The following is a 14,953-nucleotide window of genomic DNA, read 5'->3' as shown; positions in this document are numbered from 1 at the left end:
GTTCACTTGAGCACCGCCGCAGGCTGCCGACTCATTGCCGACCGAAGGTTGAAGCTGGCGTAAAGGGCAATGGCCACGCCAAGCCCAATGGGTAGCAGCAGCCAGTATTGCCAGTATACTGTAGGCGCCATGTCGAAGACCTTGATTTGCAGTACGAGGCTCGCGGTCTGACTCAACACCATGGCCAGCAGACCGCTCGCACAGCCAATAAAGAAAAATTCGCAACGCTGCGTCGCCCGCAGCGCACCCGGGTCGAGCCCCAGGGCCTGCATCAAGGCCGTTTCGTGCGCCCGTACTGGTGCTTCACGGAGCATGACCACCACCACGACCAGTGCCGCGGCAGCAATCACAATGGCCAGTAACAGCTCAAGCCCCTGCCCGACCTGTTTCAGAAGCACCTGAATGCGCGAGATCAGCGGTCCCAGTTCAAGAATGGAGACCGTGGGATAGTTCCTGTTGATCTGGGAGAGCAGATCCGCCGAATGCTCATCCCCCACCCTGAAGCTGGTGATATAGGACGGCGTGAAGGCCTCGAGGGCGCCCGGTTCGAAAATAACGTAGAAATTGGGCTTGAGACTGGTCCAGTCGACAGTTCGAAGACTGCTCACGACCGTTTCCAGCCGCTCTGACCCGATATCGAAGACCAGACTGTCACCGACATCGAGATCGAGTTGCTGGGCAAGGAGAGATTCTATCGACACACGAACGGGCGAGCCCTCGCCGGGGTCCAGCTGCCCGCCCGCATCTGTCCACCACTCGCCGTCCGCTACCTGGTTACTGTCTGGCAGCTCGGCAGACCAGGTCAGATTCAGCTCACGATTGAGCGCATTGACATTCTTTTCCTTCGACACCGTGGTCTTGACGTCTTCACCATTGATCTCGGCAAGGCGACCACGAATCAAGGGATACATCGGCTGCAGCTTGTTTGCCGTCTCCTGGATCAGACTCTCGAGTTCTTCACGCTCGTAGGGTGCGATATTGATGAGAAAGTGATTGGGCGCGTCGTCCGGCAGCTGCGTCGTCCATTGCGTGATGAGCTCGGTCCTGATCAGGAAGACTGTCAATAGCAGACCGAAGGTGCCGCCCAGTGCCGCCGTCTGCGGAATCACCCACCAGGGGCGACGGAGAATATTGGCCAGCGCCGAGCGCCAGGCGCTCTTATAGATAACGTGACGATCGCCGGAGAGGCTTTTCGTGGCCACGCGCGCCAGCAGGAACAGCAGGCCAGCCAGGAGCAAGGGCACGAGAAAAAGCGCCATGACGACCACGACCAGCAGCGTACTGCCGAGATAGAGCGCCAGTGTCACGACCAGCAATGCATAGCCTGTCAGGGTCCACAGACGACCGGTTTTCGAGCTGGCGACGCTGCCGTCCTCACTTTGCCGGAGCAGACTCGCCGGGGGTGCCTGCAGCAGCGATCTCAGCTGTGGATACCACTGAAAGAGGCAGACGAAAGCGACGACACCTGCCGGTAGCAGAACCCACCAGCCAAACAACGGTGAAGCTGGCAGGCTCACCTGCTCACCAAGCAGCGCGAAAAGACCCCGTTCGAGCGCCAAAGAGGCCAACCAGCCAAAGGTGAGTGCCAATACTAGCCCCATTCCCAGCTTGGCCAGATAGTCCCGCAGCAGCACATCGGAGGTCATGCCGAGCGTACGCTGAAGCGCGACAATACGCTGTTGTTGCATGACATAGAGTTCGAGCGCGAGTTGTAGCGACACCAGGGTAATCAGGATGGTCGCCAGGGCAGCCAGCGCGAGGAAGGCGCTGCTGCGTTCCCAGGCTCGCGATAGCGTACCCTCACGCGAATTCGCCCATTCGAGCTCGTCAGAAGCGCCCATCATCGGCGTTGCAGCCGCCTCGAAGGCACTCAGCCTGTCTGGCGAACCGCTCATATTCACTTCATAGTCATAGCGGCTGCCCGGCAGAATGATCTCGGTAGACGGGACATCTGCGAAGTTCATGAGCACGCGTGGTGCAGCGCCAACGATACGGAAAGAGGGATCGGGCTCCGAGAGCAGGCGGCCGCCGACTTCGAAAACAGCGCGGCCAATGCGAATCTTTGATCCAAACTCGACGCCGAGCCGTTCGAACAGGGTTCTAGCCAGGTAGACTTCCCCTGGGGGCGGCCCAGCAAACTCCGAAGTGGCCGCGTTCTCGCCATCACCGGGCGCTCTCGTGCGGGTTTCGACATCCAGCTGACCTTCCAGCGGATAGAACTGATCGACCGCCTTTACCGATACCAGCTGGAACTCCGGCAGGGTCAGGTCAGGATCTTCGGCGACAGGTCGGTCTTCGACCGCGGCCATGGTCGAAAACTCATAGGTCTCGGAATAGGCAAGGCCCGTCTCGCTCGCCAGTCTGGTCCACTTATCAGCGGGTTCAGGCTGCCGATTCGAATCCAGCTCGACGTCACCACCAGCCATCGCGCGCTGACCCTGGGCGAACTTTTCCACCAGCGCCACATTGAGCCGCATCATCAGCATCAACATCAGACACATGACACACAGGCTGTAGAACACGATTCTGAAGGCTGGCTGCCTCAGCTCACGACGAATACTCATGCGACGGACGCCGGCTCGTCGTGCAGACGGCCATCATAGAGGTAAACCCGGCGATGGCAACGCTCGGCCAGTTTGATGTCGTGAGTGACGAGAATGAGCGTTGTGGCCTGCTTGTGGTTCAGTTCGAATAGCAGGTCGATGATTTCACCGCCTGTCGCTTCGTCAAGGTTGCCGGTCGGCTCGTCGGCAAACAGGATCTTCGGGCGGCCCGCGAAGGCTCTTGCAAGCGCAACGCGCTGCTGTTCACCTCCGGACAACTGGGTAGGCCAGGCATTGATACGCTCGCCCAGCCCGACCTGCTGAAGCCAGGATTCCGCTTCCTGCGCGGAATTCTTGGCCGTGCTGTCCAGTTCGCCATATTTCGACTTGAGATCGAGCGGCAGCATGACATTCTCAAGCGCGCTCAGATAAGGATGCAACTGGAAGTTCTGGAACACGAAGCAGACCGAGGTTCGACGAACACTGGCCCGACCGTTTTCGTCCAGGCTACTGAGCTGGCTGCCCTGCAGCATCACGTCACCCGTACTTGGAATATCAAGGCCCGCCATGATCGACAGCAGTGTGGTCTTGCCTGACCCCGAACGGCCCAGTATGGCCAGCGATTCACCAGCCACCACGTTAAGATCAACGTGTTCCAGTATCGTCAGCGGCGTCGTACCAGCGACAGTCTTGCGGATTCCGGATAGCGCCAGAACGGGGTCTGACGAACTTTGCGATTCTTTCATTACATTATCAGGCATGGACTTTGGGGTCGCAGTTGTCGTAAATGAATGGGGAGACGAACGGAAGCCGGCCAGACCAGCTTTCGACAAACCTTATACGCTCGGGGCATGAAAATCTATTGCACCGGGTTTGCAGAGGCAGGACCAATATAGTGCAGTACAAGACCAGTTCGAAGCAGTGGCAAACGGTAATCAGTGCCTTTCTATTCATGGCCATTTTCAGCCTGGCAGCGGCCGCCCAGGCCTCAGCCTCCGATCCGCGGAAGATCCTCATACTCGGCGATTCGCTCAGCTCCGGCTATGGTATCGATCTCGATCAAGGCTGGGTGAAAAAGCTCGAAAGCCGGATTGCCGATCAGCAGTGTACAGACAGTGTGACTGGCGAAGACTGCGTCCCGGGTAAATGGTCGGTCGTCAATGCCAGTATTTCTGGCGAAACCATAGGCGGAGGCCTGCGCCGACTGCCCAGACTGCTCGAGCGAACCGAGCCTGATGTCGTGGTCGTGGAGCTTGGCGGTAACGATGGTCTGCGCGGCTATCCGGTTCAGCGCATGCGACTCGAACTGGAGAAGCTGATCGAGCTGGCGAAGGCAGATGGCGCTCACGTGCTGCTGGTGGGCATGATGATTCCGCCGAATTACGGCCCGGCATACAGCGAAGCGTTCGCCGCCCAATATGCGGATCTTGCGAAATCACTCGAGGTGCCACTTGTGCCCTTCCTGCTGGATAATGTAGTGTTTACCGAAGGCTATATGCAGCAGGACAGAATTCATCCTACTGTAGAGGCTCAACCACAGATTCTGGACAATGTCTGGCCAGAACTGCGGGATCTCTTGCGAGAGGTGGGTGAGCAGGAATCGAACAGCTGAAAAAGATCGAGATTTCTTGCACGCAGGTGGTTGACTCAACCGAGTGAACTCAGTAATATCCTGCCGCTCAACGATGATCCTCGATAGCTCAGTTGGTAGAGCAAATGACTGTTAATCATTGGGTCGCTGGTTCGAGTCCAGCTCGAGGAGCCATTTTTGAATTCGGGGTATAGCGCAGTCTGGTAGCGCGCCTGCTTTGGGAGCAGGATGTCGGGAGTTCGAATCTCTCTACCCCGACCATTTTTTCAAATGGTCGTTTTTACTTTCCCCCGCTTTATCGTGTTGTCTGAATGCCCCCCCCCTGTTGTTACCCGTATGATGCCCGTCTATATTGAAGCGGCGTCATTGACGTGTGCCGTGCAAACACCTCGTAAAATCTTGTCAGCGAAGAAAATCCACTGTCGTACGCAATTCCCGCGACCTGCATGGTTGACGAGACCAGCTGCGCTTTCGCATGTCGCAGTCGCATATCCGTCAGAAAACTCAATATCGATGAACCCAGGGTCGCCTTGAACACCGCCATGGCGGTACTTTTGGGCAGCCCGGCGGCGTCCGCTATATCGACAATGTTGATATCACTCCGGAAATTCTCCGCAATGAACTCGACCATTCGGGCAGTTTGTTGCAAGCCCCGCTGCGATACCATTGGAATCGGTGAAACCGCCGTGGTGGACCGGCTGACTTCAAGCATTCGCCGGCGTAGATAGAGCAAGGCCTCGTCGAGCACCAGCGCGGTGAGCTCGCTGTGCGCGTTCTGGAGATCGCCTACCCAGTCCAGCACTCTCGACAGTGGCATCCGCGAATCGAGGACAGTTTGAAAAGGTGTCGCCTCCTGCAGCAGGCGAGTCAATTCACCCATCGGCAGGCTCTGAACCAGCTCCGCCAGGGGAACGCGCATACGTAGCAGACGGCAATCCTGGCTGGCAGCCATCACGCCGTGTGGATGCACAGCAGAAAAACAAAGCAGATCACCAGCGGACAGCGCCCAGGCCTGGTCACCGTAGCTGAAGTTCAGCTGGCCGAAGAGCACGGTCCAGAATTCGAAGTAACCACTGCGCTCTCCGCTGTACTCAAGCGGGGATTCAAGAATGGCATCACCGCGAAAGCAACTGGTGTGAAAATCGGGGTGTTCGAGTGAACAATATTCAGCTGAATATCTTGATTGAACCTGTGTCATGAGGCAGCCCGTCTCTATTGTTTTTTTAAGTCACGTGCAGTTGGGCCAGTATAGGAAGGGCGGGCAGAGCGCGGGGTAAAGTAGCGAAAGCGAGTGTAACAAAATGCGAGCAGAAATCAAAAAGCTGCACCAGGATCTTGGCACCACCATCGTGTATGTGACACATGATCAGATCGAAGCCATGACCTTGGCCGATCGAATTGCCGTTATGAAAGACGGCATCGTACAGCAGTTCGGGACGCCGCAGTCGATTTATGATCAACCTGCGAACGTTTTTGTGGCCGGCTTCATGGGCTCCCCCTGCATGAACTTCATCCCCTTGAGGATCGAAAAGCGCAATGGCGAGTTCATGGCGAACATCTCTGATCACGCTGGCCACGTGCATGACATGGACCTGGGAAAAACGGGACGTGAGCTGCATCAAATGGGCCATAACGAGGTATTACTGGGCATTCGTCCTGAGCGTCTGCCTGCACGTTGTGCCGATGAGGTAGAGGACTTGGAGAACCCTACTCTCAAGGCTACGGTCGAGATCGTGGAGCCAACCGGGCCGGATACGATGCTGCATGTTCGCTTGAACGGCGTAAAAGTGACCTGTCGCGTTTCGCCGGATCACATCGTCAAGCCAGGCGATGTGGTGGAGTTGGTGCCGGATTTGTCAAGGGCGGTGTTCTTTGATGCGGAGTCGGAGAAGCGGCTGGCTTAAGCGATGAGCGGGTGGCTACCTTGAAGGTCGTCTTGTAGAGACAACCTGGAGCCTCTATGATTCGGACGTGCGCAATTAAGCGCCGCTGAGTCTGCGTTTCATGCAGCCTTCTCCATCCCTTTAGCCATCTGGAAGTCAGGCGTGAGCATTATCAGCAAAAATTCCCTGATCCACCAGATCATTCTCAGCCTCGAAGCTGACCTCGACACCGTCAAGGCTCAGGCGCGCGGTGCCCATGATGCAGCGACGCACGAAGAAAGCGCAGCTGAGAACAAATACGATACATTTAGTCTCGAAAGCGGCTACCTGGCCTCCGGACTATCTCGAAGAGTACGAGAGATCGAGCAGTCTCTTCAGGCTTATCGGGATCTGGCTCCCCGAGCCTTTGACGATGACGACGAGATTCGACTGACAGCGCTGGTCACGCTCGATGACGATGCGCGGCTGAAGTACTTCATAGGCCCCGGTGCGGCTGGCCTGGTGCTCAGCTTCGAGCAGGTCGACGTTCGGGTCATCACACCTCAGTCCCCGCTCGGCCAACAGCTGCTCGGCAAAGCCGTCGGTGAAGACATCATGCTGATGCAGAAAGGTGTCCAGACTCCAGCGAGCATAACAGACATCGTCTGATTCCAGCTCCCGCTGTACCTACTGCGCATCCGAAGCCGGTGATACCATGTTCTGCTTGCCCTTGCCGGCCAAACACGAGTTATTTCATGTCGCCTCTTGCTATCGGAATAGGCAGCGCCCTGCTCGCCTTCGTGATGTGGGGCTTTCTGCCACTGTATCTCAAACTGCTTGGCACTCTCGGATCGGGTGAGATATTGGCGCACCGCATGGTGTGGTCCCTCCTCTTTCTTGCCGGGCTACTCACTGCACTGAAGCAGTGGCGCTGGCTCAAGCCAACCCTGAAATCGCCACGGCTCATCGTGCTGAGTACCGTCGCGGCCCTGCTGTTGAGTGCCAACTGGATTACTTACATCTGGGCTGTCAATTCGGGCTTCATCGTCAATGCCAGCCTGGGTTACTTCATTAATCCTTTGATCAGCGTGCTGCTGGGCTTCCTGTTTCTGCAGGAGCGAATGCGGCCGATACAGTGGTTGAGTGTGGCAATAGCGGCCTGCGGCGTCATTTATCTCACCATCAGCCTGGGTGAGTTGCCATGGATTGCGCTGGTGCTTGGATTCTCGTTTGGTTTTTACGGCCTTCTACGCAAGCAATCCGTGCTGAACTCGCCGAACGGTCTCACACTGGAAACGATGATTTTGTGCCTGCCGGCGCTGGCCTATCTGCTCTGGCTCGAAGCCGATGGTAGCGGGGCCTTCCTGCACACGAGTATCAGCCAGAACCTGTTGATGATTGGCACCGGTGTCATTACAGCAACGCCACTTCTGCTGTTCGCTCATGCAGCGCAGCGGATACCGCTAGCCACGCTCGGGCTAGTGCAATATGCGGCACCGAGTATTCAGCTGCTACTTGGCGTATTCATGTATAACGAGCCATTTGGCGGCGACCGAATGATCGCCTTTGGTCTGATCTGGACCGCCCTCGCACTGTACAGTGGAGAGGGCTTGCTTCGTATGCGCCAACGGCCGAAGCCCGCTGCCGCGAGCGAGGCCGTCATCGATGCACGGCCGGTGTAATGCAGGTCAGGGCAGCGTTTGCCTACTGAAGTAAGCTTTCATGACTGTATAGAAGTTATGTGGGTCTTCGCTGCCGCACAGCTCGCGAATCGAGTGCATGGCCCACTGCGGCATACCGATATCCAGTGTCTTGACGCCAAGTGCTGACGCCGTAATCGGGCCGATGGTGCTACCGCAGGCCATGTCGGTCCGAACCACGAAACTCTGCCATGGCAAATTACAGCCACTTGCCAATTCCTCATAGAACGCGCTGGTCACGGCATTGGTCGCATAGCGTTGATTGTGGTTCACCTTGATGACCGGACCACGGTTCAGCTGCGGGCCATGGTTCTCATCATGGCGGTCGGGATAATTCGGATGAATCGCATGAGCGTTGTCAGCCGATACCATAAAAGAGCGTTCGAGAAGACGATGGGCACGAACGCTGACATCTTCAGTGGTACTGTCGCTGCGAACAGCCGCCACCATGCGCTGAATGGTCGAGGGCAAAAGATTGCCTTCTGCGCCTTCAGCGGACTGCGAGCCAACTTCTTCATGGTCGTTGAAGACCAGGACACATGGCTCAGACGACTTCGAATCGAGCATGGCCTGCAGCCCGACATGACAGGACAGCAGATTGTCGAGCCTTGCCGAAGCAAGCATCTGTGACTCCACTCCAATAATGGCGCCTGGCTGCGTGTCATAGAGACTCAACTCCCACGACACCACGCGCTTCAGCGAATCGTCACCGGCCGTTTTTCTGGCTTCGTCGAGCAGCAATTGCTCGAAGCGTTCAGTCGAGAAGCCTGCCCCGCCTACCTGTTCGAGCAGCATGACCGGCGGCATATGCTTCTGTGGATTCACCGAGCGATTCTGGTTTACTTCACGATCGAGATGGATAGCCAGACTCGGCACAGTGGCAATGGCTCGTCGAAAATCGATGAGCAGACTACGACGCTCGTCCTTGCTTGTGGTCACCACGACCCGGCCCGCCATCGACAGGTCTCGATCGAACCAGGGATTGAGCAAGGCACCCCCATAGATCTCGACACCGAGCTGGCCAGTGCCATGGCGGCTCAGCGCCGGCAGTGGCTTCAATTTCAGACATGGGCTGTCGGTATGTGCACCGTAGAGCCGCAAGCCCCTGCTGATGGCCTCAGGCTCAGCCAGAGCGGCCATATTGGCGAGGATGACGATGGATGAGCCATTCCTGACAACGTAGCTGCGATCGAGTGCTTCAAGAGACAGCGTGCTCCAGTCGGCAGTGGCATCCAGCGCCGTGAATCCCGCCTTGTCCAGAACTTCGCGCATATTGGCAACAGCGTGGAACGGTGTCGGCGAATTATCGATAAAGGTCAGCAAATCCCTGTTGAAGGTCTCCACTGTAGTATCTTTGGCAGTCATATCAGTATTCCGTTTTCGGATCTTTCGGGTTGTCGGGGGCCTTGGCATCCTGATCAGCCTCTGGCCGGCCACCGTCCTGAGTCAGCTGTTCCAGTCCTTTTCCATCCGATGCACCGTGTTCGCCTGCGGAAGGCTCAGTTACCTCGGAATCAGACGCGACAGTGTCAGGGTGGGCAGGCTCGGGCTCTACCCTGTCGTCAGTAGCCGGTACCGGCTCGGACATTCGACGCCAACCCCAGCGGAGCCAGGCGAGCATCGCAAAAGCCAGCCAGAGGGACCACAGTAGTGCCAGCGCCCGATACAGCCAGATCGGTGTCCAGAACAGTTCTATTTTGGGCAAAGTCGCGGCGGTGTTGTCGATGTACCAGTTGAGCACATTGGCAGATGACCCCATCCCCAGGACGTAGTCCACAGGCTGACCGATCAGGCCTCGCGAAATGCTCAGCAGCACCCAGGCGAAGGCGGCTATCGTCAGCACGATCAGAAGCGCCTGATAAGCTCTTTGCTGTGAGCGACTGAGCTGGCTCATGATCCGCTCCCGATAGAACAGCGCAGTGAGCCAGAACAGCAGAATGCCCAGTCCGGCCACCCAGCCCAGGCTCGCCCCTGCAGCCAGCAGCATCCATTGGCCAATACCAAGTGGGTTGTTGCGCAGGAGACCAGCCACGACCGCGGCAACCAGCAGCACGATGAGCAAGGGCCAGAACAGCAGGGCCGGTCCATATTTCGGGCCGGCCATATGCAGCAGCCAGGCATCGCCAGGCAGAACGGTCGTGATTTCAATGTTATTCAGCGCCACAGGAAACTCTATGGCTGGCGTCGAGCCACGCCAGTGGCTTCGCTGTGGTTCAGTCCACGCCACTTCGACGGTCTGACTGCCGAAGCCCAGAATCACGTCGATCGATCCGCGCTTCTGCGGCTGCGGCACGCGTTCACCGTTCAGCATGACCGAGGTGATTTCAGCCTTTTCAGGCAGGCGGAATGAAAAACGCTGGCTCCTGGAGGCCCTCGCTTCGATAGTGAGATGACTCTCCGCTGAGGCCTGGCTGAAGGTCTTGCGCAGCCTCGCCTGATCGATGGTCAGCTGTTTGCCTTCGATGACTTCGGGCCGGGTGATATCGAGCGAGACACTCTCCCCGGGCCGGGGCAACCAGCTCGGTTGCCACACACCACGGGAGGTCACGCTGTAGGGCGCTATGCCCGAATAGGTGACTCGCCACAGCGGTCCCACGGCCAGGTTCCACTGTTCGGTCCAGCTATCGTTCACCGGCGCTTCGAGCTGCAGGCTCTGTCGTGGTGTCAGCGTGGATGTCCAGCTTGCGGTGTCCTGGCCGTCCTGCAGCGTCACTCGGATCCAGCCAGGCTTTGGCGTTTCGAAGCGACCCATGAGGGTCTCACCGGGCAAGAGCGGCAGATCGATGGTGAGACTTCCCTCCAGTGGCGCGACCCGCTCTACGGTCGTCCTGACCTGCCAGTCGACGCCGAGATTGAGTGTTCTGCTCACCTTGGCGAATGGAGGTGCGGGCTCCTGAAATAAGTGTTTGCGGGCATCAGCTCTTCTGCCACTGCTTGAATCGCGCTCGAAAGTGAGTTCACGCCCCAGCAGTTGGGTGCCGGACAGCCCCGAGGCCACCCAGTCGGCACTCTGCACATCAACATAGTGTGGCAGTAGCGGAAAGTAGATCTTGAACTGATCAAGATCCTCGACCTCGGCTTCGAGCCGCAGCGTGAACACGCCGGCCTCGAGCTCAGTGTGCCACACGCCTTCCGGATCGGTATGCCAGCGTTCGACCGGCTGAGTATTTACAGAAACAGTGTCAGGTACCCACCAGCCGCGTCGGGCTGGCAGGGGCACCATCTGTCTGGTCTGACTACTGACGACCAGGGTAAGCACAGCCTTCTGATTGTCCAGCACCAGGGAGGCCCGATCTACGCTGACGCAACTCGGTAGACAGGCTGGTGGCATCAGCAATCGTGCCTCCATCTGTTGCAACAAGGTCTGCGACGGCGCGACGAATGAAGCAGGGTCTGAAGTCATCTCGATATTCGGCCCGCGACCGCTGCCGACCTGTTGTGCCTCCGTAGACGGTGACCAGAGCAATGGGATCGAACAGCCGAACACAAGCGCCACACCAAGGCGTGTAGTGATACCTGGCTGCCAGGCACTACTATGCGCATCGGTTGGCGGGGATGCTGGCTTGCCACGTCTGAAACGCCGACCAAGCGAACCAAAGATGCCCGCATCCGGAAAATCGTCAGACTCGTCCCCATACTCTTTCGGTAACCAGAGACGGATGAGCAGGAAGGCCAGCAGCAGCAGGTGCAGACAAAGTGCTACCGCCGTCTGCCATCGTGACAGCACGATCAGGCGCAGCGAATCGGACTGGCTCGCCGCACTTTGCCAGTTCAGTGAGATACGGTGCCATCGCCATTCAGGCACGGCAGGCCCGGTCTGTAGCGGCTGGTCACCGACATCGTATAACCATTCGGCATCTGGATCTGTTCGCGGTTTGGACATGAGCGGTGCGCTCTTGCGTCGATCGAAAGCCTGCGAAGCCATCGGCGCTTCAAGTTCACGACTGAGCGCATGAGCTGCCGTCTGTGGCAAGGCAGCCTGTTCTGGCAGCAGAGGGCGCTCGAGCTGTGGATGCATGATCAGACGCAACTGCTCGGCGGAGTAGATCACAAGGAAGACAGAGAGCGCGGTCAACGCAGTCAGATGACCGATTCGGCGCATGGTTTCGAGGCGGAACCGCAGGGTGCCGGCGGCATTCGCCCGAGCGAGCGGACGACCCAATAACAGGGTTGCGATCAGCAGGAACAGCAGCACACTCGCAGCCTGATAGGCAATGGCGACAGCCGGTAATGCAATCATTCCCCAGCCAGCGCCATAGATCCTGAAGACACAGACGCCAGCGAAAAGAATCAGAAAAAGATCCCAAACCGACCATTCATCCAACCAGGTACCAGCGCTGAAATCAGCACCCAGCGCAGCCAGTGCCCACCAGCCTGGAGGCAGCATGATGTCCAGGCTCAGTTCGCTGAGCGGATGCTTCCAGCCGCTGGCTGGCATGGTATAGGTAAGCCCATTGTGCAAGGCTGGCAGCCTGGACACGGCATCCAGATTGACTGCCGTTGAGCGAATTTCAACACCGTGCAGACCGGAGTCTTCGAGCTGGGTAATACTCTGAGGCGCACCGTCGAGCCTGACGTGGCCGAGAAAAAACGGCGGTGCCATCTCGATACGCCAGCCATCGTTCATACGTCCGGTCAACCGGTCCCGCCAGAGCCATTCACGAGCATCGAACTGCAGCCAGACCGTGCTCACCTGCCGCAGCTCGTTGTTCTCCACCTTGCCCACACCTCTGTCCAGTTCTTTCAGCAAGAGCGGTGAACCGGGCGCTACCCGGAATGCTGGCAGCGTCTTCCAGTCTGCCGGCAGCAGGGTTCTGTCAGGATCGATGGCCTCGCCATTGATTTCAATCCGACGCAGGCTGGGGCGGCTTTCCACGACCCAGATTTCCTGGGAGGGCCAGCTGCCCTCGGCAGGTTCTGCAATCGAGTAGGCATTGACCTCACTGGTCTGCCGAAATACCGCGTTAATGGTGAAAGAACCTGGCTGCAGCTGAACCTTCAGTGCACCATCCGATTCAATCTTTGCAGGTAGCGGGCTGGTAAGATCGATGAGTTTGAAGCCAGGCAACTGAAAGCCAGGCAAGACGGCCTCACGGCTGTCTCCGGCAACATCGAGAACGAGCTGGGTGTACAGCATTTTTGGCTGATCGTCGAGTAACTTGCGGTAAACCTGGAGACGCAGAGAAGCCGGTTTGGCAGCATTCTTGTCGCGATCAGTGACCAGCCAGATATCATTTTTGTCGTCGATATAGACTTCATTGCTCAACACCCCGGAGCGCTGCAGCTGAACAGGTCCGAATGCGAGCGGCACTGCCAGTTTCTGCGGAGCGCTTTTCCAGCGGAGTTCGCCGCGGATCTCATGCTCGCCAGCACCCACGTAAATACCAGGCTCGCCTTGTGAGGAAGCGACTACCGGGGCGCGCCTGCCATCCACCATGACATCCTGTGGCCAGGTCGTCCTGTCTCCGGGCAAGGGTGCAAACACTTCCTTCCGCGCCGAAAGCCGAAAATCGAAGGCAGCACTGTTGGTTCCGAGGTTGACAGCCAGCGGGCTGACGTAGAAGCAGACATCCTCGAGGGTGCCATTGCGCTCCGCCTTGTCATCTCGATTGAGCGCAGTCCTGGTACACGCGAGCTGTTCGTTGCGCTGCAGAATCCAGGGCACCCATTGCTGCAGAGCGTCAGGCCAGGCGTCGACGATGGACAGCTGCTGGGGACTCAGTTGTGACATGGACGCAGACGATTGTGCGAACGCAGGTGATGAATACAGGAAAAATAGCAGAACTGGCCAAAACAGCACGCCGCCGAGCCCGAAAAAACCTCGGTCAGTGGAGCCATTCATTCGTGGCCATGCGAACCTGTGCGCAACGCAAACTTCAGCTTTCATGGAAAATGTCTTATAAATAGTAAAGCGGGTGCTCGCGAAAGTAGCGTCAGGGCCAGCTAAATGCAACTTAAGACACCGTGAGACTAGGAGAATACGTAATAACAATGGCGCATCGCATTGATACTTCTGACATCTGGCTCCTCGATATCGAGGCCTACTCCGGTGAAAGTGACAGTTTCCCGGTCGCCATCGCCTGGGGCATCATGGGCGGGCAGATCAACCATGAGCTCATCATTCCTGAAGATGAGTGGGTCGAAGAAGCCGAAGACCAGCCCACCACCTCCGAATTCAATCTAGATGATTTGCGGGAGCGAGGGACCACCGCACTTGATATCATCAGGCAACTCAACGAAGAGCTGGCAGACAAGCAGGTCGTGGTTGACGGGCTCGATATTGATGAGGCCTTGCTGGAGCGTCTATATGAGCCCTACGGTGCGGAGCCATCATTCGAAATTCATAGCCTGACCAACTTCCTGAGCGATAATAATATCGACTACGACTTTCATGAGCTGTATGAACGGCGAACAGAATTCGTGCAGGAGCAGGCCCAGGGGACCGATGAGGCCGAAAAGAGCGTATTCGCGCTCCATCAGCTCATCGAAGAGTATGTTCAGAGGGAAGAAGACTAACTGCGCTTGCCATAAAATCGGGGGCGCCCGACGCTCATATTGCGTGTTTCGGAAGCTAGCCTTGCATGAGGTCTGGCGTCTGGTTCACGTGGCTCTTTCTTCTTGGCATCATCCAGCCTGTCGGACTTTCTGCGTCTCGGCTGAACTGACTCGTTTTCCCAGTTAGGCTCGGCCGCTGCCTCCTCCTTGCTGCCGACCCAGTATTTCTCGACCGCCATGGCCACGCGCTCGGAAATATCATCGTCTCGACTGTAATATTCGCGGTCGAGCAGCATTTCGCTGATCGCCCTGACCGCATCGGCCATTTCGTCACATGCCATCTGTAGACGATAACTGAGCGCTTCGATTTCATCGTCATCCATGGCCTGAAGCCGATGCCCGGCCTCATGAAAAAACGCATTCTTGATCCAGTGCCTGAGAAAAAGAGCCTTCTGGAGAATATTCCAATGCTGTTCAGGTATTTCGAGATCGTAGATGATGTCCTCGGTCACCTTGCCAAGTTGCCCCTGGCTGCTGGTGTACATCATTTTTCGCAGCCGGCTTTTCCAGCGGCTGGCGATGCTGTGAGGGCTCGTCCCATAGAGGCCGGCAAGTGTGTGCTCAAGCGCCTGCGCCTGGTAAAAAGCCTTGCCTAACAGGGCCAGCAAGGGGACGGCTGGTTCACCGTATTCAGTTGATTCGGACATGGTAAATCTGTAGCTCGGTCTGTTTTATAGAAGTTTGGCTGGAATAAAGACTTGT

Annotated in this window: 11 protein-coding genes and 2 tRNA genes; 7 read left to right on the top strand and 6 right to left on the bottom strand. The window is 57.4% G+C overall.

Annotated elements, in window-relative coordinates:
- Nucleotides 1-2: 2 nt before the first annotated feature.
- Complete coding sequence (locus ABD735_RS03750; protein ID WP_344803413.1) at nt 3-2,564, bottom strand: ABC transporter permease; 2,562 nt, start codon at nt 2,562-2,564, stop codon at nt 3-5.
- Nucleotides 2,561-3,289: an ABC transporter ATP-binding protein gene (locus tag ABD735_RS03745; RefSeq protein WP_344803411.1), complete on the bottom strand. Its 729-nt coding sequence runs from the start codon at nt 3,287-3,289 to the stop codon at nt 2,561-2,563. The genes ABD735_RS03750 and ABD735_RS03745 overlap by 4 nt, the downstream gene beginning before the upstream one ends.
- Nucleotides 3,290-3,438: 149 nt before the next feature.
- Here ABD735_RS03745 and ABD735_RS03740 point away from each other — a divergent pair, with 149 nt between their 5' ends.
- The 3 genes from ABD735_RS03740 (at nt 3,439) to ABD735_RS03730 (ending at nt 4,395) form a co-directional block, all read left to right on the top strand.
- Nucleotides 3,439-4,155, top strand: a complete 717-nt coding sequence (locus tag ABD735_RS03740) for an arylesterase (protein ID WP_344803409.1) — start codon at nt 3,439-3,441, stop codon at nt 4,153-4,155.
- Between the two features lie 77 nt (nt 4,156-4,232).
- Nucleotides 4,233-4,308: transfer RNA gene (locus ABD735_RS03735), tRNA-Asn, on the top strand.
- 10 nt (nt 4,309-4,318) lie between these two features.
- Nucleotides 4,319-4,395, top strand: a tRNA-Pro gene (locus tag ABD735_RS03730).
- 67 nt (nt 4,396-4,462) lie between these two features.
- Here the strand turns inward: ABD735_RS03730 and ABD735_RS03725 are convergent.
- Complete coding sequence (locus tag ABD735_RS03725) at nt 4,463-5,332, bottom strand: helix-turn-helix domain-containing protein (RefSeq protein WP_344803407.1); 870 nt, start codon at nt 5,330-5,332, stop codon at nt 4,463-4,465.
- A gap of 103 nt (nt 5,333-5,435) precedes the next feature.
- Between ABD735_RS03725 and ABD735_RS03720 the strand changes: the two genes are divergently transcribed.
- The 3 genes from ABD735_RS03720 to rarD all read left to right on the top strand — a co-directional run bounded on the left by ABD735_RS03720 (nt 5,436) and on the right by rarD (nt 7,678).
- Nucleotides 5,436-6,038, top strand: coding sequence for an ABC transporter ATP-binding protein (locus ABD735_RS03720; RefSeq protein WP_344803405.1), 603 nt, complete (start codon nt 5,436-5,438; stop codon nt 6,036-6,038).
- 141 nt (nt 6,039-6,179) lie between these two features.
- Nucleotides 6,180-6,665 carry a GreA/GreB family elongation factor gene (locus ABD735_RS03715; RefSeq protein ID WP_344803403.1) on the top strand — a complete coding sequence of 162 codons (486 nt, stop codon included), beginning with the start codon at nt 6,180-6,182 and terminating at the stop codon, nt 6,663-6,665.
- Nucleotides 6,666-6,751: 86 nt separating this feature from the next.
- Nucleotides 6,752-7,678: an EamA family transporter RarD gene (gene rarD, locus ABD735_RS03710; RefSeq protein WP_344803401.1), complete on the top strand. Its 927-nt coding sequence runs from the start codon at nt 6,752-6,754 to the stop codon at nt 7,676-7,678.
- Nucleotides 7,679-7,684: 6 nt separating this feature from the next.
- On the opposite strand, the gene ABD735_RS03705 is transcribed toward rarD, so the two are convergent.
- Nucleotides 7,685-9,061 carry a M18 family aminopeptidase gene (locus tag ABD735_RS03705; RefSeq protein WP_344803399.1) on the bottom strand — a complete coding sequence of 459 codons (1,377 nt, stop codon included), beginning with the start codon at nt 9,059-9,061 and terminating at the stop codon, nt 7,685-7,687.
- Between the two features lies 1 nt (nt 9,062).
- Complete coding sequence (locus tag ABD735_RS03700; protein WP_344803397.1) at nt 9,063-13,583, bottom strand: hypothetical protein; 4,521 nt, start codon at nt 13,581-13,583, stop codon at nt 9,063-9,065.
- Nucleotides 13,584-13,687: 104 nt separating this feature from the next.
- On the opposite strand from ABD735_RS03700, the gene ABD735_RS03695 reads away from it, so the two are divergent.
- Complete coding sequence (locus ABD735_RS03695) at nt 13,688-14,212, top strand: hypothetical protein (protein WP_344803395.1); 525 nt, start codon at nt 13,688-13,690, stop codon at nt 14,210-14,212.
- Here ABD735_RS03695 and ABD735_RS03690 read toward each other — a convergent pair.
- The gene (locus ABD735_RS03690) at nt 14,209-14,898 is read right to left on the bottom strand and encodes a hypothetical protein (protein WP_344803392.1); all 690 of its coding nucleotides are present in this window, start codon (nt 14,896-14,898) and stop codon (nt 14,209-14,211) included. The two genes, ABD735_RS03695 and ABD735_RS03690, sit on opposite strands and share 4 nt — an antisense overlap.
- Nucleotides 14,899-14,953: the final 55 nt, after the last annotated feature.

The organism is Allohahella marinimesophila (assembly GCF_039538005.1).
Taxonomy (GTDB): domain Bacteria; phylum Pseudomonadota; class Gammaproteobacteria; order Pseudomonadales; family Oleiphilaceae; genus Allohahella; species Allohahella marinimesophila.
Note: the sequence above shows the minus strand (reverse complement) of the source record. Positions and strands in the feature narration are given on the sequence as shown.